This window comes from Pseudonocardia sp. Ae150A_Ps1, assembly GCF_001932315.1.
Classification (GTDB): Bacteria; Actinomycetota; Actinomycetes; order Mycobacteriales; family Pseudonocardiaceae; genus Pseudonocardia.
The window spans coordinates 1540206-1560790 of sequence record NZ_MCIJ01000001.1 but is presented as its reverse complement, the minus strand read 5'-3'; the positions used below and the strand labels follow the sequence as shown (position 1 = coordinate 1560790).

Annotated in this window: 22 protein-coding genes; 9 read left to right on the top strand and 13 right to left on the bottom strand. The window is 75.6% G+C overall.

The features are described from left to right. Positions 1–163 precede the first annotated feature (163 nt). Positions 164–1732 (bottom strand): molybdopterin-dependent oxidoreductase, encoded by a 1569-nt coding sequence (locus Ae150APs1_RS06900; protein ID WP_249266244.1) that lies wholly within the window; start codon positions 1730–1732, stop codon positions 164–166. An 81-nt stretch (positions 1733–1813) separates the two neighbouring features. Next, a complete protein-coding gene (locus tag Ae150APs1_RS06895) occupies positions 1814–2794 on the bottom strand; it encodes a LysR family transcriptional regulator (RefSeq protein WP_075296500.1) in 981 nt (326 codons plus the stop codon). A gap of 331 nt (positions 2795–3125) precedes the next feature. Here Ae150APs1_RS06895 and Ae150APs1_RS06890 point away from each other — a divergent pair, with 331 nt between their 5' ends. Next, entirely contained in the window at positions 3126–4268 is a 1143-nt protein-coding gene (locus Ae150APs1_RS06890; protein ID WP_075301779.1) for a Glu/Leu/Phe/Val dehydrogenase dimerization domain-containing protein, read from the top strand. 79 nt (positions 4269–4347) lie between these two features. On the opposite strand, the gene Ae150APs1_RS06885 is transcribed toward Ae150APs1_RS06890, so the two are convergent. Genes Ae150APs1_RS06885 through Ae150APs1_RS06870 form a run of 4 tightly spaced genes read right to left on the bottom strand, consistent with a single transcriptional unit; the run spans position 4348 to position 6073 of the window. Beyond that, positions 4348–4632: a hypothetical protein gene (locus Ae150APs1_RS06885; RefSeq protein ID WP_139316821.1), complete on the bottom strand. Its 285-nt coding sequence runs from the start codon at positions 4630–4632 to the stop codon at positions 4348–4350. Between the two features lie 20 nt (positions 4633–4652). After that, the gene (locus Ae150APs1_RS06880) at positions 4653–5063 is read right to left on the bottom strand and encodes a DUF5313 family protein (protein ID WP_139316820.1); all 411 of its coding nucleotides are present in this window, start codon (positions 5061–5063) and stop codon (positions 4653–4655) included. A 48-nt stretch (positions 5064–5111) separates the two neighbouring features. Continuing rightward, positions 5112–5843, bottom strand: a complete 732-nt coding sequence (locus Ae150APs1_RS06875) for a DUF1990 family protein (RefSeq protein ID WP_075296496.1) — start codon at positions 5841–5843, stop codon at positions 5112–5114. Positions 5844–5848: 5 nt separating this feature from the next. After that, entirely contained in the window at positions 5849–6073 is a 225-nt protein-coding gene (locus Ae150APs1_RS06870; RefSeq protein ID WP_060575415.1) for a hypothetical protein, read from the bottom strand. A gap of 45 nt (positions 6074–6118) precedes the next feature. Between Ae150APs1_RS06870 and Ae150APs1_RS06865 the strand changes: the two genes are divergently transcribed. The 6 genes from Ae150APs1_RS06865 (at position 6119) to Ae150APs1_RS06840 (ending at position 13080) form a co-directional block, all read left to right on the top strand. Beyond that, positions 6119–6853 carry a DUF1990 family protein gene (locus Ae150APs1_RS06865; RefSeq protein WP_075296494.1) on the top strand — a complete coding sequence of 245 codons (735 nt, stop codon included), beginning with the start codon at positions 6119–6121 and terminating at the stop codon, positions 6851–6853. Between the two features lie 24 nt (positions 6854–6877). Further along, positions 6878–7786 (top strand): enoyl-CoA hydratase-related protein, encoded by a 909-nt coding sequence (locus Ae150APs1_RS06860; protein WP_010226274.1) that lies wholly within the window; start codon positions 6878–6880, stop codon positions 7784–7786. A gap of 186 nt (positions 7787–7972) precedes the next feature. Further along, a complete protein-coding gene (locus Ae150APs1_RS06855) occupies positions 7973–8791 on the top strand; it encodes an rRNA adenine N-6-methyltransferase family protein (protein WP_212567169.1) in 819 nt (272 codons plus the stop codon). A gap of 125 nt (positions 8792–8916) precedes the next feature. Beyond that, the gene (locus tag Ae150APs1_RS06850; RefSeq protein ID WP_010226272.1) at positions 8917–10242 is read left to right on the top strand and encodes an MFS transporter; all 1326 of its coding nucleotides are present in this window, start codon (positions 8917–8919) and stop codon (positions 10240–10242) included. Next, complete coding sequence (locus Ae150APs1_RS06845) at positions 10239–11606, top strand: LLM class flavin-dependent oxidoreductase (protein WP_075296492.1); 1368 nt, start codon at positions 10239–10241, stop codon at positions 11604–11606. Before Ae150APs1_RS06850 ends, Ae150APs1_RS06845 begins: the two co-directional genes overlap by 4 nt. Positions 11607–11748: 142 nt before the next feature. Next, entirely contained in the window at positions 11749–13080 is a 1332-nt protein-coding gene (locus Ae150APs1_RS06840) for a phosphodiester glycosidase family protein (RefSeq protein ID WP_170918053.1), read from the top strand. Here the strand turns inward: Ae150APs1_RS06840 and Ae150APs1_RS06835 are convergent. From Ae150APs1_RS06835 to Ae150APs1_RS06805, 7 genes are read right to left on the bottom strand one after another with little or no spacing between them, the layout of a single operon-like run. Continuing rightward, positions 13035–13697: a TetR/AcrR family transcriptional regulator gene (locus tag Ae150APs1_RS06835; RefSeq protein ID WP_227012824.1), complete on the bottom strand. Its 663-nt coding sequence runs from the start codon at positions 13695–13697 to the stop codon at positions 13035–13037. The two genes, Ae150APs1_RS06840 and Ae150APs1_RS06835, sit on opposite strands and share 46 nt — an antisense overlap. Positions 13698–13725: 28 nt before the next feature. Further along, positions 13726–14754, bottom strand: coding sequence for a PDR/VanB family oxidoreductase (locus Ae150APs1_RS06830; RefSeq protein ID WP_075296490.1), 1029 nt, complete (start codon positions 14752–14754; stop codon positions 13726–13728). Next, positions 14751–15659, bottom strand: a complete 909-nt coding sequence (locus tag Ae150APs1_RS06825) for a metal-dependent hydrolase (RefSeq protein WP_010237342.1) — start codon at positions 15657–15659, stop codon at positions 14751–14753. Before Ae150APs1_RS06825 ends, Ae150APs1_RS06830 begins: the two co-directional genes overlap by 4 nt. Beyond that, complete coding sequence (locus tag Ae150APs1_RS06820; protein WP_249266243.1) at positions 15656–17449, bottom strand: SDR family oxidoreductase; 1794 nt, start codon at positions 17447–17449, stop codon at positions 15656–15658. The genes Ae150APs1_RS06825 and Ae150APs1_RS06820 overlap by 4 nt, the downstream gene beginning before the upstream one ends. A 42-nt stretch (positions 17450–17491) precedes the next feature. Then, entirely contained in the window at positions 17492–17881 is a 390-nt protein-coding gene (locus tag Ae150APs1_RS06815) for a VOC family protein (RefSeq protein WP_075296486.1), read from the bottom strand. Continuing rightward, positions 17878–18174: a metalloregulator ArsR/SmtB family transcription factor gene (locus tag Ae150APs1_RS06810; protein ID WP_060575425.1), complete on the bottom strand. Its 297-nt coding sequence runs from the start codon at positions 18172–18174 to the stop codon at positions 17878–17880. Before Ae150APs1_RS06810 ends, Ae150APs1_RS06815 begins: the two co-directional genes overlap by 4 nt. A 32-nt stretch (positions 18175–18206) precedes the next feature. Further along, positions 18207–18761 carry a hypothetical protein gene (locus tag Ae150APs1_RS06805; protein ID WP_060575426.1) on the bottom strand — a complete coding sequence of 185 codons (555 nt, stop codon included), beginning with the start codon at positions 18759–18761 and terminating at the stop codon, positions 18207–18209. A gap of 127 nt (positions 18762–18888) precedes the next feature. Here Ae150APs1_RS06805 and Ae150APs1_RS06800 point away from each other — a divergent pair, with 127 nt between their 5' ends. After that, complete coding sequence (locus Ae150APs1_RS06800) at positions 18889–19791, top strand: alpha/beta hydrolase (protein ID WP_075296485.1); 903 nt, start codon at positions 18889–18891, stop codon at positions 19789–19791. Next, the gene (locus Ae150APs1_RS06795; RefSeq protein WP_010239949.1) at positions 19788–20576 is read left to right on the top strand and encodes a crotonase/enoyl-CoA hydratase family protein; all 789 of its coding nucleotides are present in this window, start codon (positions 19788–19790) and stop codon (positions 20574–20576) included. Before Ae150APs1_RS06800 ends, Ae150APs1_RS06795 begins: the two co-directional genes overlap by 4 nt. The last annotated feature ends 9 nt before the right edge of the window (positions 20577–20585 follow it).

Sequence of the window (20585 nt, the reverse complement as noted above, 5' to 3'; positions counted from 1 at the left end):
GGCGTGGCCGCCGTCGATGGTCGGTGAGTTGTTCGGTGTCCCGTGGTGCTCCGGTTCGGTTTCCCCGGACAATCTTCCGAAGATTTCCCGGAGGAATTCCGGCGGTTCCGGAAAAGGGCACGGCGGAGCCGGGAAACGGCGGGAACGGATTTCCTGTCGCGGTTCAGCCGACGGAGACGATCACCATCGGCCTGCCGGTTGCGCCGTCCGGGATCGGGTCGGCGCGGACCTCCGTCTGGGTGCGGCCGTCGCGGTCGGTGGCGCGCGCGGTGAGGGTGTGGCTGCCGGGGGCGAGGTCGAGCTCGGCCCGCCACATCCGCCAGGTGGCGGGTCCGACGTCGGTGGCGAGCTCGGCCGGGACCCACGGCCCGTCGTCGGCCCGGACCTCGACGCCCGCGATCCCGACCGGCTGCGCCCAGGCGACGCCCGCGACCTGCACCCGGCCCGGCGCGAGCCGGGCGAACCCGGCGGGCGCGTCGATCCGGCACTGGGTCTTGATCGGGGCGCGCTCGGCCCAGCCGCGGTCGCGCCAGTAGACGCTGCGCTCGGCGAACGTGGTGAGCTCGATGTCGGCGAGCCACTTGGTGGCCGAGACGTAGCCGTAGAGGCCGGGCACCACCATCCGCACCGGGAACCCGTGCTCGACGGGCAGCGCCTCCCCGTTCATGCCCAGTGCCAGCAGCGCGCCGCGGCCGGGCTCGAGGACGGTGCCGGTCGGGGTGCCCGCGGTCCAGCCGTCGCGGCTGGTGGACACGATCTGGTCTGCGCCGGGCTCGACCCCCGCCTCGCGCAGCAGCGGGGCCAGCTCGACGCCGACGAAGTTCGCCGTGGAGACGAGGTTCCCGCCGACGGTGTTGGAGACGCAGGTCATCGTGATCGTGCGCTCGACCAGCGGCCGGGAGAGCAGGTCCTCGACGGTCAGGGTGAGCTCACGCCGCACCCGGCCGTGGATCCGCAGTGTCCAGTCCTCGGCGCGGACCGCGGGGATCTGCAGCGACACGTCGATCCGGTAGAAGTCGGCGTTCGGGGTGAGGAAGGGGCCCGTGCCGAGCTCCGGGAACGCCGCGGACGCGGGGATCGCCGGCGCCCGCTCCGCGAACCGGGCCGCGGCGAGCCTGCGCGTCAGCGCCTCGCGGGAGCCGGCGATGCCGCGTCCGGTCGACGCGAGGACCGCCCCCGCGCCGCCGGCCGCGAGAGAACCGGCGAGCACGGCCGCGGACGCACCGGCCAGCACCGTACGACGGCCGACCCGGTGACCGGGACCGCCGGGGGCCGTCGTCGCGGCCGCGGCGCGGGCGAGGCGGTGCAGGCCGCGCTGCACGACGACGCCGGCGACCAGCGCGGCCACCGGGGCGGCGACATCGGCGGGCCGCAGCGCCGGGGCGGTCAGCACGGCCGCGAGCGCGAGGACGCCGAGCGCGGTGACCGCCACCGTCCCGGCGGCGGGACGCCGGCGGGCGGCGAGCCCGGCGACCGCGCCGGCGACCACCAGCAGGACCCCGACACCGGCGAGGAGGACGGGCTTGTCGGCCGTGCCGAAGACGGACTTCCCGAACTCGACGACCGGCTGCGGGGACAGCCGGACGACGGCGTCACCGATCGAGACGAACGGGGACGACGACGGCGACAGAATGCCGGCCGTGAGATGCCCGGCCGCGACGGCCGCGACGATCCCGAGCAGTTCCACCGCGATCGCGACGACCCGCCCGAGGACGGGTGTGGCCCCGTTCACCCGCTCCTGTTTCCCGGTCTGCACGCCGGTTGTTCGGAATCCCCTGCCGAACCGGTTCGGGCGTTCTCCGGGAACCCGTTCTCAGCCGAGGCCGAGTTCCGCGGGGGCGGGGTCCGCCGGCGCCGGGGCCGGTGCCGGGACCGGCAGCGTGGTGTCGGCGCCGAGTCCCTTCTCCGCCGCCGAGGTGCGGACGGCGTCGACGACCAGCATCAGCGCCGCGCGGCGCGCCGAGCCGGTCCGGTAGGCGAGGGACACCGTGCGGGTGAGCGTGTCCCCGAGCGCGACGACGTCGACCCCCGGGGGACGCAGCGCGAGCCCGAGGTCGGTCACCAGCGTCACACCCAGGCCGGCGGCGACCATCGCCATCGCGGTCGCCTGTTCCTCGACCTCGTGGTCGATCCGCGGCCGGAAACCGGCGGTCTGGAAGGCGAGCCGTACCGCGTGCCCGAAGTGCGAGCGTGCCGGGGACACGATCCACGGGTGCTCGGCGAGCTCGGCGAGCGTCACGCTGGCCGTCGGCACCGCACCGGCGGGGACCGCCGTGTAGAGCCGCTCGACCGCGATCACCGCCCGCTCCAGGCCCTTGTCCCAGGTCATCGGGTAGTTCGAGTAGTCGATGACGAACGACAGGTCGAGCTCGCCGTCGCGGACCGCGGCCGCCGTCTCCTCCGGGGCGAGCTCGCGGGTGCGTACCTCGACTCCCGGATGGGTCCGGGCCAGCGCGGTGAGTGCGTCGGGGAGCAGGCCGGACGCCACCGACGCCCACACCCCGGCTGTGAGCTTCGCCGCGACGGACTCGCCGGCCTCCTCCAGGGCCTGGGTCGCGCGCTCGACCGAGGCGAGGATCTCCTCGGCGTGCTCGGCGAGCAGCACCCCGAGGTCGGTGAGCTGGACCCGGCGCCCGCGGCGCTCGAACAGCCTGGTCCCGACGTCGCGTTCGAGCTGCGCGAGCTGCTGGGACACCGCGGACGCGGTGTAGTGCAGGGCCGTCGCGGCGGCGGTGATCGTCCCCCGCCGGTGCAGCTCACGCAGCATCCGCAGGCGCGGCAGCGACAGGTCCATGGCGGCGAGCCTAGGCGTTGTGCAGGAACGGTGAACACCGCCGTGAATGATCCGTAAATGGACGCCGGGCGGGATCCGGCCCCAGGCTGGCCCCACCGGCACGGCAGGCCGCCGACCGGGTGGACGACGAGGTCCGGACAGGCGATGACGTGGCCGGCGTCCACCCCTCGGTGGCGGCGGTGACCGGTAGAGCACGACGAGGAGGTGGGTCGCCATGACGACGATGCAGAACCCGGCCGGAGGCACCCCGCAGGTTGCCGCGCAGACCGTTCCGGCCGCCGGTGTCCCGGCTCCGGCCGTCGCCCCCGCGATCCGCCGTTCCGAGCCCTACATGCGGCTGCAGTGGAACGACTCGGTCACCGGTGCCGTCGGCTACCTCGTGGTGCACACCCTGCGGGCGGGGCTCGCCACCGGCGGGACCCGGATGCGCGCCGGCTGCACGCTGAGCGAGGTCGAGGACCTGGCCCGCGGCATGGCCAACAAGACCGCCACCTTCGACCTGCCGATCGGCGGGGCCAAGGGCGGCATCGACTTCGACCCCAAGGACCCGCGGGCCGTCGAGGTGCTCGAGCGCTTCTGCGAGGCCATGCGCCCGTGGATCGACGCGCACTGGGTCACCGCGGAGGACCTGGGCGTCCCGCAGCACCTGATCGACGAGGTCTTCGAGCGGCTCGGCCTGGGCCAGAGCTACCACGCCGCGATCAGCCGGGCGGCCGACCCGGCCGCCACCCTGGAGCGTGTCCGCACCGGTCTGACCGCGAAGGTCGAGGGCGGCTTCGAGCTCGGGGACGTGATCGGCGGGTACGGCGTCGCGCACGCCTGTCTCGCCGCCGCCGTGTCCTGGGGCCAGATCCCCGCCGAGACGACCGTCGCGATCCAGGGCGTCGGCACGATGGGCGGCGCGGCCGCCTACTACCTGCACGAGGCCGGGGTGAAGGTCACCACGGTGGCCGACGCCGCGGGCACCCTGCACTGCGCGGACGGCCTGGACGTCCCGGCGCTGCTGGACCTCCGCGACGGCTACGGCGAGATCAACCGGACCCGGCTGCCCGCCGGCGTGGAGCAGCTGCCGCGGCCCGCGATCCTGGCCGCCGACGCCGACATCCTCGTCCCGGCCGCGATCTCCTACGCGATCACGCCGGACAACTCGTTCGACGTCCGGGCGCGGGTGGTCGTCGAGGCCGCGAACGCCGCCACCACGCCGGAGGCCGAGGCCATGCTGGCCGCCCGGGGCGTGCCGGTGCTGCCGGACTTCGTCGCCAACGCCGGTGCGGTCGCCTGGGCCTGGTGGCTGCTGCTGGGCGAGGTCGACGACGTCCCGGAGAACTCGTTCGACCGGCTCCGCACCGTGATGCACAGCAAGGTCGCGCAGCTGCTCACGGCCTGGGCCGACGAGGGCGTCACCCCCCGCGAGTCCGGGCACCGCTGGGCCGACGACCCGGCGCCGACCACCGGGCCGGTCGTCGTCCCCTGAGCGGCGACCGCTCCACGACGAGCGTCACGACGGCCCGGACCCCACGGTCCGGGCCGTCGTGCGTGCGGGGTCCGGCGGTTCAGCGCAGACCTTCCCTGGCGACCCGGGCGAGGAAGGACCGCGTGGTCTGCTCGACGACGGGGCGGAACTCGATCCAGCGCATCCGGGCGTCGACCTCGAACCGGACCCGGACGGCGTCGTCGGCGCTGTACAGCAGGCGGCCGGCCTCGGCGACCCGCCCCCGCGGCTCCAGACCCGCACGGGCGAGGTCGACGACGTCGACCCGGGTACCGAGCACCGCCGCGAGATCCGCCGCGAGCCGCTCGGTGGCGTCGAGGGGGAGGTCGTCGCGTCCGAACAGCACCGGCACCGACACCGGTGGGGTCAGCCCGCGCGGTCCTGCCGGCTGCGCTCGTCGCGGTGCAGCTCGTCGTGCCGCAGGCGCTCGGTGACGTGCTGCTCGGAGCGCCGCGCCTCCCGCGTCGCGGCGGCCGCACCGACCGGGTAGCCGGCCTTCATCACCCGCGTCTCGCACGCCTCGACGGTGTAGACGGCCGAGTAGAAGTAGCCGATCAGGGCGCCCGACACGATCGCGCCCAGCCGCACCCAGGGCGGGCCGGGGACGACCAGGTACAGCACGACCAGCAGCGGGAGCAGCTGGACGGTCGTGCGGGCGAGGTGGCGCAGCACCCAGGTGCGGCAGGTGACGTCGTGCAGGACCCACCGGTGGTGCCGCTCGGGCAGGCGGGCACCGAAGGCGTAGGCCAGCCAGCGGAGGGGATTCGGACGTCGCATCTCGGAGTCCATGTTAGGTGACCCTCACTTCCGTGGCCACGTGACCTGTCACGCCCCCGGGTGGCGGACGAGGTGGGCGACGAGGTCGGTCGCCGCGCGGGGACTCCCCGCCGGGGCGACGGTCACCCCGTCCGGTCCCGGCACCGGCTCCGGCAGCGGGTGGCCGCTCCGGGCCCCGGCGAGCAGGTCCCGGACCCGCTGCCCCGCCCGATGGTAGAACTCCAGCTGCACCGCGCGCCCGAACAGCCCGAAACCCAGGCGGTAGAACGGGTTCGGGATCCGGGCGGGCCGGGAGAAGGCGCGGATGACGAACTCCACCTCGCCGTCCGCCAGGTCCTTCACCACCTCGTAGGTGAGCCGGCCGCGTTCGAGGTGCCCGTCGAGCGTCTCGTAGGTCCAGCCCCAGATCCGCTTCCCGTCGCGGGTGGTGTCGACGACGTCCGTCACCCGGACGCCCAGGTGGAACCGCAGCGGCCCGAACCGGCCCTCCAGCAGCATGTCCCGGCCGAGCAGCGGGTCGGCCGGGCGGAACACGCCGCGCAGCCGGTGGTGGTCGGTGAACTGGTAGCCGCGCACCACGGCGCACGCCCGTTCCCAGTCGCCGTCGGGAACGGGGTCGCCGGGCGGCTCGGAGCCGACGAGGGCGCGGCCGTGGTCGACGTGCCAGCGCCGGTCCGACGCGGTGACCGGCGCGTCGGCCGCGTCGAAGTTCACCGCGCGGGCGGCGAGGCCGTCGAGGTCGGCGCGGCGGCGCTCGGAATCGGGACGGTTCCTGCGCACGCCGCTCAGGACCGCCGCTCCTCGCGCCGCATCGAGTCGCCGATCATCCACAGCATCGACGGCCACAACCCCACGAACACCGCCCGCCGCTCGGCGTTGCCGCGCTCGTCCTGGTCGACCGTCTTGGCGCGCAACCACAACCCGATGGACAGCCCCACCGAGCCGAGCGAGATCCACTGCAGGTGCGCGCCGCGCAACCCGCTCCGGCGCACCACCGATCCGACCGTCATGCCCGGAAGGTTCCCCGCCCGCGGGCCGGGTACACCCCGGGTGCGATGACGAACCCGACGCACACCCGCACCCCACCGGTGACCGGCGACCGGCGCTCCCGGCGGGTCGCCGCGCTCGCCCGGTGGCCGGTGGCACTCGTCCTGGTGTCCTGGCGGTACTTCTGGCGGACCACGCCGATCCACCGCAGCGACGTCGTGGGGGACCGGTCCGACCTGCCACCGCCCGCCCCGCACGGCGCCGGCGACGAGCGTGTCCAGCGCCCCGAGGACGGGCGCGGCACGTTGCTGCACCGGCACTACTCGGTCCGGATCCGGGGCTCGTCGCTGGGACCGGAACAGCTGATGGAGCGGCTCGCGGCGAACCACGACCGGTGGTCGCCGGAGTTCGCGGTGTTCCGCCGCACCCGCGGCACGCCCGGCCGGACGGCCGTCGGCGACGAGTTCCTCATCCGGATGCCCGGCCCCTGGGACGGCCCGGTCCGGGTGTGCGCCGCCGACCCGACGAGCTTCACGTTCGTCACCCTGCGCGGGCACCTCGAGGCCGGCCGGATCACGTTCGCCGTTCGGAGCGACGGCGACCGGCTGGTCTTCTCGATCGAGTCCTGGGCGCGGCCCGGGGACTGGCTCTCGCACCTGCTCTACAACCACCTCCGGGTGGCGAAGGAGGTGCAGCTCAACATGTGGACGCACGCCTGCATCCGCGCCGCGGCGCTGGCAGGGGGACGCCCGGACGGCGGCGTGACCGTGCGGACGCGGCGGTTCGGGGCTCGTCGTGGGTGATCACGCACGGCAGACTCGGCGGGTATGAGCACCGTCGCTTCCGAGTTCACCGAGATCGCCTACGACGTCGAGGACCGGGTCGCCACGATCACCCTGGACCGCCCGGACCGGCTCAACGCCTTCACCGCGACGATGGCCCGCGAGCTGATCGCCGCCTACGACCTCGCCGACGCCGACGACGGGGTCCGCGCGATCGTCCTGACCGGCCGCGGCCGCGGGTTCTGTGCCGGTGCCGACCTGGGCCGTGGCGGGGCGTCGTTCGACGCGAACGACCCGCAGCGCGCCGCGGACCGGGCCCGGGTCGGCCGGATCGGCGACGTGCCGCGCGACGGCGGCGGCACCGTCACGATGCGGATGGCCTCGCTGCGGACACCGGTGATCGCCGCCGTCAACGGCCCGGCCGTCGGGATCGGGGCGACGATGACGCTGCCCGCCGACATCCGGCTGGCCGCGTCGTCGGCGCGGTTCGGGTTCGTCTTCGCCCGCCGCGGCCTGGTGCCGGAGGCGGCGTCGAGCTGGTTCCTGCCCAGGATCGTCGGGATCTCGCAGGCGATGGAGTGGGCCGCGACCGGCCGGGTGTTCGACGCCGCCGAGGCGCACGCCGGCGGGCTGGTGTCCCGCGTCGTCGACGACGGCGAGCTCCTGGCCACGGCACGGGCCATCGCCACCGAGATCGCGGAGAACACGTCCGCGGTGTCGGTCGCGCTGACCCGCCAGCTGCTGTGGGGGATGCTCGGCGCGCCGAGCCCGTGGGACGCGCACCGCGCCGACTCCGCGGCCATCCACCACCTCGGCCAGGGCCGCGACGCCGCCGAGGGGGTCGTGTCGTTCCTGGAGAAGCGGCCGCCGGAGTTCCCGGCGACCGTGACGGAGGACTACCCGGACCACGTCGTCGAGCCCTGGCCCGGCCGGCCCGGCGACCTGACGGACTGAAACCCCGGTGCGTGGCCGCCACGGCCCGGCTAATGTCCGGGCCGTGGCAGCCTTCATGCGCCTGCGCGTCGCCTGACGGCGGCGCCCAGCACCTCTCCGCGGCACCGCCGTCCCCGCAGCCGGTCCTGTACCCCTGCCGGGCGGCGCCCTCTCGCGCGCGTCCGGCTCCCCACCCGGGAGCCCCCGTTGACGACCCGTCGCACCCGTCCCACCCCGCTCGGCCGGCACGAGCACGGCCAGAACTTCCTCGCCGATCCCGCCGTCCCGGCCGCGCTGGCCGCGGTCGCCGCCGGCTGGCCGCCGCGCCCGCTCCTCGAGTTCGGCGCGGGCGACGGCGCCCTCACCGCCGCCCTGCTCGACCTCGGCCGGCCGGTCACCGCGGTCGAGCTGGACCCGTACCGGGCGTCCCGGCTGGGGGAGCGGTTCGGCACCGCCGTCGACGTCCGCCACGGCAACCTCGTCCGGGAGCCGCTGGGCCGCGCGGTCGACGTCGTCTCCAACGTCCCGTACGCGCTCACCACCCCGCTGCTGCGCCGGCTCCTCGCGGCGCCGCGGTGGGGGCACGCGCTGCTCCTGTTGCAGTGGGAGGTCGCCCGCAAGCGGGCCGCGGTCGGGGGCACGACGGCGCTGACCGCGCGCTGGTGGCCCTGGTACGAGTTCCGGCTGCACGGGCGGGTGCCCGCGCGGTCGTTCCGGCCCGTCCCGTCGGTGGACGGCGGGATCCTGGAGATCGCCCGCCGGGACCGGCCGCGGGGTCGTCGACGTCGTCGGGCGGCGGTACGGGCGGCGGGTCGCCCGCGACTGGGCCGCCACGTGCGGGATCGGCGCCCGCGCGCTGCCCCGCGACCTGGGCGTCGCCGCCTGGGCCGACCTGCACGCCCGTACCCGCGACGGGGCCTCGCCGTCACGCCACACCCGGTGAGCCGCACGCAGTGCTGCTCACTCTCCGTTGCGCCGGAGGTGTCCGGTCTGTTCGGCTGGGCCCTGTGGAGCGCACGGAGCTGACCCGCAGGCGGTGGCTGGACCACGGCCGCCTGTCGTCGCACGCCTGTCGCTGACGCCGCGTCGTCACCATCCAGCCCCCGGGCCGTCTCCCAGCCGGGGCCCTCCCACCTCCCGGCAGGTCACCCGTGTCCAGCACGTCCGCACGTCCCGGTGCGTCCCCGCGCCGCGCCGCCGTCGCCAGCCTCATCGGCACCACCATCGAGTGGTACGACTTCTACCTCTACGCCACCGCCGCCGCGCTGGTCTTCGCGCCGCTGTTCTTCACCGACGTCGATCCCGCGGCCGGCGTGCTCGCGTCGTTCGCGACCTACGCCGCCGGGTTCGGTGCGCGGCCGATCGGTGCCGTCGTCGCGGGGCACCTCGGGGACCGGGTCGGACGCCGGTCGGTGCTGGTGGGGTCGCTGGTCCTGATGGGCGCGGCGACCACGCTGATCGGGCTGCTGCCCACCTACCCGACGGCGGGGCTGCTCGCCCCGGTCCTGCTCGTCGTGCTGCGGCTGGTCCAGGGGCTCGCCGTCGGTGCCGAGTGGGCCGGTGCGGTGCTGATGGCCGTCGAGCACGCCGACGGCGAGCAGCACGCCCGCCGCCGCGGCTTCTACGGCAGCTTCCCGCAGATCGGGTCGTCGGCGGGGATGCTGCTCGCGTCCGGTGTGTACGCGTCGGTGCTCGCGATCGCCGGGAAGGAGGCGTTCCTCGCCGGTGCCTGGCGGATCCCGTTCCTGCTCAGCTTCGTGCTGGTGATCGTCGGCCTCGCGATCCGGCTGACCCTGGCCGACCCGGCCGTGTTCACCGCCGCCCGCGACTCCGGCACGCTGTCCCGCCGCCCGGTGCTGGAGGTGCTGCGCACCGACTGGCGGACCGTGCTGCTGACGATCGGCAGCCGGATCGCGCAGAACTCCGTCTACATCCTGGCGACGACGTTCGCGCTGACCTACCTCGCGCAGGGCACCGACGCCGCCGAGAGCGCCGGGCTGACCGCCGTGATCATCGCGTCGGCGATCGGGCTGTTCTCGACTCCGCTCTGGGCGATGCTCTCCGACCGGGTCGGCCGCAAGCCCGTCTACCTGATCGGCGCGATCGGCGCGCCGCTGTTCCTCGGCGGGTTCTTCCTGCTGCTCGACACCGGGTCCACCGTGATGGTCGTGGTCGGCATGGTCGTGCTGGTGAACCTGTTCCACGACGCGATGTACGGCCCGCAGGCCGCCTGGTACGGCGAGCTGTTCGACACCCGGCTCCGCTACAGCGGCGCCTCGCTCGGCTACCAGATCGGATCGGTGATCGGCGGGACGACGCCGCTGGTCGCGACCGCGCTGCTGCTGGCGGGCGACGGGCGCCCGTGGCTGATCTGGGGGTACTTCGGGCTGCTGTTCGCGCTCTGCATCGGCTCGACGGTCCTGCTGCCCGAGACCCACCGGGCCGGTCTGCGCCGTGATGAGAGGGTCGCCGCATGACCGGCCGCATCCTGCTGAACGCCTTCGACATGGCCTGTGTGGGCCACCAGTCCGCCGGACTCTGGCGGCACCCGTCCGACGAGGGGTACCGCTACACCGACCTGGAGCACTGGACGTCGCTGGCGACGATGCTGGAGGAGGGCGGGTTCGACGCACTGTTCCTCGCCGACGTCCTCGGTGTGTACGACGTCTACGGCGGGTCCCGGGACGCCGCCGTCCGTGCGGCCGCGCAGGTCCCGCTGGCCGACCAGCTGCTGCTGGTCCCGGCGATGGCGGGGGTGACGTCGCGGCTCGGGTTCGGGGTGACGGTCTCGGTCGCCTACGAGCACCCGTACGCACTGGCCCGCCGGTTCGCCACCCTCGACCACCTCACCCGCGGCCGGGTCGCGTGGAACGTCGTGACGTCCTACCTGGACTCCGCGGCACGCAACCTCGGCCGGTCCGGGCAGATCCCGCACGACGAGCGCTACGAGCTCGCGGAGGAGTTCCTGGAGCTCTGCTACAAGCTGTGGGAGGGCTCCTGGGCCGACGACGCGGTCGTCCGGGACGCGGAGCGGGGCGTGTTCACCGAGCCGGACCGGGTGCACGACATCGCGCACCACGGCCGCTGGTTCGACGTGCCCGGCGCGTTCCTGACCGAGCCGTCGCCGCAGCGCACCCCGGTCATCTTCCAGGCAGGCGCCTCGCCACGGGGTGCCCGCTTCGCCGGGACGCACGCCGAGGCCGTGTTCGTGTCCGGGCCATCGCCCGCCGTGGTGCGCCGCTCGGTGGACGCCGTCCGTGCCGAGGCCGAGCGGGCGGGCCGGGACCCGCGCTCGGTGAAGGTCTTCGGGATGCTCACGGCGATCGCGGGGGAGACCGACGACGCGGCGCACGCCACCCTGCGCGAGTACCTGGAGCTGACCGACCCGCAGGCGGCGCTGGCGCTGTTCGGCGGCTGGTCCGGTGTGGACCTGTCCGGTGCGGAGCCGGGCCAGAAGCTGGAGTACGTGCAGACCGAGTCGACCCGGTCCGCGCTGGCGTCGTTCACCGGCCCGGACCGGGACTGGACGGTCTCCGAGCTCGCGGAGTTCATCACCGTCGGCGGGCGCGGACCGGTCGTCGTCGGGTCCGGGGCGACGGTGGCCGACGAGCTGGAGCGGTGGGCGGACGAGGCCGACCTCGACGGCTTCAACCTCGCCTACGCGGTCACCCCGGGCACCATGCGCGACATCGTCACGCACGTCGTGCCGGAGCTGCGCCGCCGCGGCCGGATGCCCGCCGCGGCCGACGCCGGCGGCCCGACCCTGCGCGAGCGCTACGGCACCGGCGACGGCGCCGGGCTCGCGGGGGACCACCCGGGTGCGGGGTACCGCAAGCTCTGAACCCGTGCCCCGGTGAGCGCGGTCGCAGCCGGCCACGGGCGGACTACCCACGGCCGGGTGAAATGCGGACACGGCTCCACCGTTCTCCGCACCCGGCATGATCATCTCGACCCCGTCGGAACGGCGATCGGGGGGAGCGGTCATGTCGGGTCGGGTGGGTCACCGGAGCTCCGGGGCACTGACGGCGGTCGCGCTCGCCGCGCTGGTCCCCGTCCTCGCCGCCCCGGTCGCGCCGGCCCCGGCACCCGCCGGTGCCGCGCTCGCCGCCGCCCCGGCCGCGGTCCCCGGGCAGACCCACGGCACCCACCGGGCCGCCGGATCCGCCGGCGTTGACGGGAGCACCGTGCGCCCCGCCGCCGCGCCCGCACCCGCCGCGCCCGCGCCGGTGCCGGGCCCGGAGGCGGCGCCCGCGCCGCGCCCCGCAGCCCCCGCCGTCACCCACCGCGAGGAGCGGATCGACACCCCGGCCGGCCCGGTGACCACCGACGTCGTCGTCGCCGACCTGCGGCGCGACGGCGTGCGGGCCACCCTCCTGACCGGTGCGACCGTCGGCGACCGCTCCGACGTGCCCGCACACGCCGCGCGCGGTGGCGCCCTCGCCGCCGTCAACGGGGACTTCTTCGACCTCTCGCGCAGCAACGCCCCGGCCGGGCCGTCGGTGCGTGACGGCACGCTCCTGACCTCGGCCGTCCCGGCCGGCCGCCGGTTCGCCCCGGCCGTGCCGGGCAGCGAGCCGGGCGACGTGCTCGCCGTCGACGCGGGCGGGACCCCGCGGATCGACCGCGTCACCCTCGCCGCCTCGGCCACCGGCCCGGACGGGCCGCTGACGATCCGCACCCTGAACGCCTACGCCGTCCCCGTCGGCGGCATCGGCCTGTTCACCTCCGACTGGAACGGCGACCGCAACGCGGCCCTGTGCGGCAGCGACACCGACCGCGACGCGCCGTGCGCTCCGGACCGGATCGAGGTGGTGGTCCGCGACGGTGCCGTCGCCGAGGTCCGCCCGCCCGGCGGCGGGCCGATTCCGCCCGGCGGCCGGATCCTCGCCGGTCGCGACGAGGGCGCGGCCGCGCTGCGCGGCCTCGCCGTCGGCGACCGGGTCACGGTCCGTTCGCGCGCCGTCGCCGAGTCGGGTGCGGCGCCCGAGACCGCCGTCGGGGGCAGCCCGATCCTGCGCGACGGCGCCCCCGTCCCCGGCCTCGACACGGCCTCCCGGGACCCGCGCAGCGCCGCCGGGATCACCGGCGACGGCCGGCTCGTGCTCGTCACCACCGACGGGCGTGAGTCCACCAGCGTCGGCACGACCCTCAGCGAGACCGCGGAGCAGCTGCGCCGGGCGGGCGCGGTCGACGGCGTCAACCTCGACGGCGGCGGGTCCTCGACGATGGTGTTCGGCGGGCAGGTCGTGAACCGGCCCTCGGAGGACGCCTACCGGCTGGTGCCGAACGCGCTGGGCATCGTCGCGCCCTCCTGAGCGCCGGGCCCGTCGTCGCAGCGGACCGTCACCGCGAGCATCGCGAACAGCTGCTCGACCAGCCAGCCCCGCAGCCGGTCGCGGTCGGGCTCGCGGTCCGCCTCCAGCCAGGACAGGGCCGATCCCTCGACGAGTGCCACCCAGCCGCGCAGCGTCATCAGCTGCAGCCGGGACGGTCCCGGGACCCCGCCGCGCACGCACAGCAGGTCGACGATGTGGTCCCGGACGCCGTCGACCAGCGCGTCGGTCGCGCCGGTCGAGATCACCGACCCGCTGCGCAGCAGCGCCACGTAGGCGCTGCCGTGACGCTGCACGACGTCGAGGAACACGTCCAGCGCCTCACCGAGCTGCTCGGCGAGCGGCCCGTCGGCGGGCAACGCGACCCGCTCGATCAGCTCGTCGGCGACGCTGCCCAGCGCCGCGACGTGCAGCTCCTCCATGCTCGAGAAGTAGCGGTAGAACAACGCCCGGGAGACGTCCGCGGCCCGGGTGACGTCCTCGATCGCGACCTCCTCGGGCGACCGGCGGCCGTAGAGGTCCAGTGCGGCGGACACGAGCTGTGCACGCCGGGCCTCGGGCGTCATGCGCCGGGGTGAACGGGTCGGGGTCGTCGCCATCACCCCAGAGGGTACGGACCGGCCGGGTCTAGCGACCGAGGTCGACGACGACACGGTCGCCCTCCGCCCGGCCGACGCACAGCGCGGTCCGGCCGGGACCGGCCGGGTCACCGGTCGTCGTGCCCGCCAGCAGCGGGACGTGGCAGGTGCCGCAGAAGCCCTGCCGGCACGAGTACGGGACGTCCGGGCGCACCTCGCGCACCGCGTCCAGCGCCGTCCGGTCCGCGGGCACCGCGATCTCCGGACCGCCCGCGACCTGCACGGTGAAGGGCCTGCCGTCCCGGATCGGGGGCGGGGAGAACCGCTCGGAGTGGAACCGGCGCACCGCGGGCAGCGCGCGGCGCACCGTCTCGATCATCGCGGGCGGGCCGCAGCAGTAGACGGCGGTGACGTCGTCGGCGGTGCCCGCCGAGAGCAGCTCGTCCGCGCCGGGCGCGCCGCGGTCGTCGTCCGGGCGGCGGACCACCCGCCGCGGGTCGAGCGCGGCGAGCTCGGCGGACAGCGGCATCGACCCGAGGTCGCGTCCGGTGTGGACCAGCCGCCACGGCAGGCCCGCCGCGTGGACGGCACGCACCATCGGCGCGATCGGTGTGATCCCGATGCCACCGGCCAGGAACAGGTACCCGGGAGCGGCGGCCAGCGGGAACGCGTTGCGCGGCCCGTGCAGCCGCAGCCGGGTCCCGGGCACGAGCCCGTGCACCTCGGCGGAACCCGTCCCGCCGGGGACCGCGCGCACCGCGATCCGGTACACCGACCGGTCGGCCGGGTCCCCGCACAGCGAGTACTGGCGCAGCCGCCCGGACGGCAGCTCGACGTCGACGTGTGCGCCGGGCCGCCAGCCGGGCAGCGGCGCGGGGCCGGCCGGCACCAGTTCGAGCGACGCGACGTCAGGGCACGGCCGGTGCACCGACCGGACCTCGACGAGCAGCGTCCGGTCCACCGGGTCCGACGGGCGGCGGCGTCGGGCGCCGCGGGCCGAGAGCCGCTGCGCGAGCGTCGTCACCGCCGACAGCGTGGTCGCGGCCCGGTTCGGGTACGGCGGCGGGGCGACGCTCATGCCGTGCCGCCGGTCTCCGGGTGCTCCCCGCCCTCGGCGCGGCGCGCTGCGGGGGAGAGCGCCAGGTAGGCCACCGCGGCGTCGGTGTCACCGTGCCGGGCGGGATGGAAGCGCGGGCTCAGGTAGGTCAGCACGGCGCGGGTGAACATCCACGGTCCCGGAACCAGGCCGCGCCGCGACGCCCGCAGGTAGTCCCGCAGCCGCACCCGCCGCTGCGGGGTGCCGCGCAGCTGCGGGTCGCGCGCGCAGAGCTGGCGGGTGCCGTCGGCCCAGAGCTTCGCCAGCGCCGGGCCGCTGACGACCATCGACCGGATGCGGCGCAGGTACCGGCCGTCGAGATGGACGTAGAGGTCGTGCGCGACGCTGCGGTGCTCGACCTCCTCGGCGCCGTGCCAGCGCAGCATGTCGAGCATCTGCGGGTCCGCACCGGCGGCGTCGAGCTCGGGGGAGTGCAGCACCCACTCCCCGAGCACCGCCGTGAAGTGCTCGATCGCCGCGATCAGCCCGACCCGCTCGACCAGCCACTCGCGGGCGTCGTCGCCGGTCAGCCCGCGGTCGCCCAGCAGGTCGTTGAAGATCCATTCGACCTGCTCGACGTACCGCGAGACGTCCACACCGGCGTCGAGCAGGTGGTCCAGTGCCCCCTGGTGCGACGTCGCGTGCATCGCCTCCTGTCCGATGAACCCGCGAACGTCCTCGGCGAGTGCCTCGTCGTGCACGTGTGGCAGCGCCTGCGAGAAGACCTCGACGAACCACCGCTCGCCCTCGGGCAGCAGCAGGTGCAGCACGTCGATGAGGTGCGAGGCGAACGGCTCGCCGGGGATCCAGTCGGTGCGGAGGGTGGAGAAGTCGAACCGGACGTCGCGGGCGTGCAGGGCGATCCGGTCGTCGTCGGCAGTGCTCATCGGCGGTGCTCCTCCCGGGCGGGGGTCGGTGACGGACGGCCGGTGCCGCCGTCGACGCGGGCGACGGCGCGCAGCAGGCCCGGGGCCAGGCGCGACGCCAGCAGCCCGGCGTGGGCCTCGGCGGTGACGGGGGCGAGCGGCAGGTCGCCCTCGACGGCCCGGACGAGCCGCCGGGCGACCCGCTCGGGGGTGTAGCCGCGCCGTGCGTAGGCGGCGCCGGCCGCGTGGCGGCGGGCGTCCTGCTCGTCGTCGCCGGTCCCGGCGAACCGGGTGTGCGCGGTGATCGGGGTGTCGACGAAGCCCGGGCACAGTGCCGTGACCCCGACGCCGGCGTCCGCCAGCTCGGCGCGCAGGCACTCGGACAGCATCAGCACGGCCGCCTTGGTGGTCGCGTAGGCGGGCAGCGCCCGGGACGGGAGGAAGGCGGCGGCCGACGCCGTGTTGACGATGTGGCCGCCCTCGCCGTGCTCCGTCAGCAGCGCCCCGAAGTGCCGGCAGCCGTGCACGACGCCCCACAGGTTCACGTCGACGATGCGCTGCCACTCGGCGAGCGTGGTCTCGGCGAACGGCCCGGCGACGGCGATCCCCGCGTTGTTGACGACGACGTCGGGCACCCCGTGCTCGGCGGCGACCCGGCCGGCGAGCTCGGCGACGGCGGTGTCGTCGGCCACGTCGACGGTGTGCGCGACCGCTCGGCCCCCGGCCCGCTCGACCTGCGCCACGGTCTCCGCGGCGCCGTCGGTGGACAGGTCCGCGACGACGACGCGGGAGCCCCGGGCGGCGAACGCGAGCGCGGTCGCGCGGCCGATCCCACTGCCCGCCCCGGTGACGACGGCGAGCCCGCCGTCCCAGCGCACGGCCCGGTCCCGGCGCCCGCCGGAGGCGACCAGTGCGGTGCCCCGGGAGCGTGCGCGGGCGAGGGCGGGCCCGCCCTCCCCGGTGGTGCCGGTCGCGGTGGCGCCGGCGACCATCTCCGCCGTGCACCGGGCGATCACCTCCGGCCGCTGCCGGACCACCCAGTGCCCGCCGGGCAGGTAGCGCACCCGCAGGTCGGGGGCGAACTCCGCCGCGCTCGTCGCCAGTGCGGGCGTCACGTACGCGTCGCCGCGCGGAGCGAGGACCTGCACCGGGACGTCGGTCCGGCGCGGCTCGGGACGCCCGAGGCGGCGCGGGAGGTTGTGCCGGTACAGCTCCAGCCCGTTGACGGCGTCGCGCACCGCGGGCCGCGGGATCCGCTCGCGGCGGGTCAGCAGCCCCCCGAGGAACCCGCTGCGCACGGCAAGCTCCGGCACCACCGGCAACCGGAAGAACAGCGTGTACCAGGAGTGCGCGGCCTGCTTCAGGACCGCCCGCAGGTCGCGCGGGGACCGGCGGCGCAGGAACAGCGCGACGTGGTCCAGGCACGGCCCGGAGATCGAGGTGAAGGACGCGACCCGCCCGGCCAGGACGGTCCCGGTGACCGCGTGCCAGGTCTGGATGGCGCCCCAGTCGTGGGCGAGCAGGTGCACCGGCTCGCCGGGGGACACGGCGTCGCACACCGCGCGCAGGTCGGCGCCGAGCAGTTCCAGGTCGTACCCGGCCGGGCCGGCGGGGGCCTCCGAGTCTCCGTGGCCCCGCACGTCGTAGGTGACGACGTGGTGGTCGGCCGCCAGGAGCTCGGCGACACCGTCCCAGACGTGCCGGTCGTCGGGGTAGCCGTGCACCGCGACGACGGTCGGCCGGGACGGGTCACCACGCTCCTCGACGGCCAGCCGGAGTCCGTCGGAGCTCGTCACCGCACTGTGAGACACCGCGTCATCGTAGAAAATCTGTCAACAAGACGCCAGGGGGTGCTACTTCATGGTGGCGAGCTGGATCAGGTTCCCGCAGGTGTCGTCGAGGACGGCGACCACGACGGGGCCCAGGTCGGTGGCCTCCTGGGTGAACTCGACACCCAATCCCTTGAGGCGCTCGACCTCGGCGTACACGTCGTCGACGGCGAACTGGGTGAAGGGGATGCCGTCGGCGGTCAGGGCCTTCTTGAACGGGCCGGCGGCGGGGTGCCCGTCCGGCTCCAGCAGCAGCTCGACGCCGTCCGGGTCGGCGCGGGAGACCACGGTGAGCCACCGCGCGTCGCCCGCGGGCACGTCGGTCTTCGGGACGAAGCCGAGCTTGTCGGTGTAGAAGGCGAGCGCCTTGGCCTGGTCGTCGACCAGCACGCTGGTGACGTTGATGCGGATCATGGGAGGGGTCCTTCGCGGTCGACGGGCCACCGTTCGGCGATCGCTCGCAGCGGGCGCGCGTCGATGTGGTGGAACTTGTACCGGCCCTGGCGGCGGGTGCGCACCAGGCCGGCCTGTTCCAGCACCGCGAGGTGCTGGGAGACGGCCTGGCGGGTCGAGCCCAGGCCGTGCTTCATGGAGAGCCGGCCGCAGATCTCGAACAGGGTCTGCCCGTCCCGCTCGGTCAGCTCGTCCAGGATGATGCGCCGCGTCGCGTCCCCGATCGCCTTGAACAGCTCCGGGTCCGCGTCCACGGACCCTTTATAGGCAAGTCTGTACTTGCCTGTCAAGGGCGGCCGGCGCGCTCACCCGCCGCCCACATCGTCGCGACCCGGCCGGTGACCCGGTCGTGCGCCGCGCGCACCGCGGGCCCGGCCGCCCGGACGCCCGCGAGGGCGTAGAGCAGCTCGCCGTCGGGCCCGTGGTCGAGGTCGAGCAGGCCGTGCGCGCGGGCCAGCCCGACGACGAGGTCCTCGGCCGTCGTGCGGGCGCACCCGGCCGCCCGGTCGAGCGCGGCCACCGGGCCGGGCTCCGCGCCCGGGAGCAGCAGCCGTCCCAGCGCGCGGGCCAGCCGTCCCAGGGCGTCGCAGTCGGCGGGGGAGACGGCGACCAGGCACAGGTCCGGGCACGGCCCGGGCCGGTAGCCCGGGCGGGCCTGGGCCGCGCGCAACGGTCCGGACAGCTGCCGCCATGCTCGCAGGGCGCCGCCGGCCGCGGCGGGAGCGTGCACGTCGGTCGCGAGCGCGGTGAGTGCGGCGGACAGCGTCCGGTCCACCCGGGACCAGGCGACCCGGTCCCGGGGCAGGGCGCGCAGGACGGTCCCGGTCGTCGTATCGCCCATGGCTCCTCCGCCCTGCCGCGACTGTTGCGGACCGGTTCGCCCGGGTCCGCCGCATCGTCACGGGGCGTAGCCAGAAGTGGGGAGGAGGTAGGTTCGGCGGATCCGTACCCGTCGATCGGAGGCGCGTGTGTCCGACCAGCCGCCCGCATGGTTCACCTCGGCGGTCGCCACGCCGGCCGGCACCGGGCAGGTCGAGGTGGACGGCGTCCCGATCGTCTACCGCACCTGGGGCGAGCCGGGCGGTCCCGGCGTCCTGCTGGTACACGGCGGGGCCGCGCACGCGCGCTGGTGGGACCACGTGGCGCCGTTGCTGGTGGAGGGCTCCCGGCGGGTCGTCGCCGTGGACCTGTCCGGGCACGGCGACTCCGGGCGCGCCCCGTCCTACGACCTGGACCGGTGGGCGGCCGAGCTGCGCGGGGTGATCGGCGCGGCCGGCCTGGGTGAGCGTCCGACGCTGATCGGGCACAGCATGGGCGGCTTCGTCACGCTCACCGCGGCCCTGCGCCACGGCGAGGAGCTCGCGGGTGCGGTCGCGGTGGACTCCCCGGTGCGGGAGCGCTCCCCCGAGGAGCGGGCCGCCCGGCAGCGGCGGGCGTTCGGCCCGGCCCGCGTGCACACCGACCGCGACGCGCTGCTCGCCCGTTTCCGCACCGTCCCCGAGCAGGACGGCGACCTGCCGTGGGTGCACCGCCACATCGCGGAGCACAGCATCCGTGCCGTCGACGGCGGCTGGAGCTGGAAGTTCGACCCGAAGATCTTCGGCGGGATCGGGCTGACGCCCGGCGAGCTCGGGCGGCCCGGGTGCCGGATCGCGCTGTTCCGCGCCGAGTACGGGCTCGTCCCGGCGGACATGGGGGAGATGGTCGTCGACCGGATGGGCCGCGCGGCCCCGGTCGTCGAGATCCCCGGAGCCGGGCACCACGTCATGATCGACCAGCCGCTGGCGCTGGTGACCGCGCTGCGCACGCTGCTCGCCGACTGGGAGCACTCGGTGCCCGTGGTGGCCCCGCGTTCTAGAGTGGCGCCATGACCGAGCAGTCAGAGCTGACTGTTTCCGAGTCCGAGGTCCTGGTGGAGCGCCGCGACGGCGTCCAGGTGATCACCATCAACCGGCCCCGCGCGAAGAACGCCCTCAACGAGAACGTCGCGACGGCGGTGGCCGCGGCCGTCGACGAGCTCGACGCCGACGGCGACCTGCGCGCCGGGGTCCTCACCGGCGCGGGCGGGGTGTTCTCCGCCGGGATGGACCTCAAGGCGTTCCTGAAGGGCGAGCGGCCCTCGCTGCCCGGCCGCGGGCTGTGCGGGATCACCCAGCGGCCGCCGCGCAAGCCGATGATCGCCGCCGTCGAGGGCTGGGCGCTGGCAGGCGGCTTCGAGCTGATGCTGGCGTGCGACCTCGTCGTCGCCGCCCGTGGCGCCCGCTTCGGGGTGCCGGAGGTGAAGCGGTCGCTGGTCGCCGCGGCCGGTGGCGCGCTGGAGCTGGCGAACCGGGTGCCGCGGGCGCTGGCCCTGGAGATGCTGCTGACCGGCGACCCGATCGACGCCGCCCGCGCCGAGGCCGCCGGTCTGGTCAACCGGGTCGTCGACGACGGCGGCGCGCTCGACGCCGCCCTGGAGCTGGCCGCGCGGATCGCGGTGAACGGGCCGCTCGGCGTCGCGGCGTCGAAGCGGGTGGTGCTGGAGAGCCCGGACTGGGGCGACGACCGCTGGGCCCGGCACGACGACGTCGTCGGCCCGGTCCTGACCTCCGAGGACGCCCGCGAGGGCGCCGCCGCGTTCGCCGAGAAGCGCGACCCCGTGTGGCGAGGCCGCTGACCCCGGGCG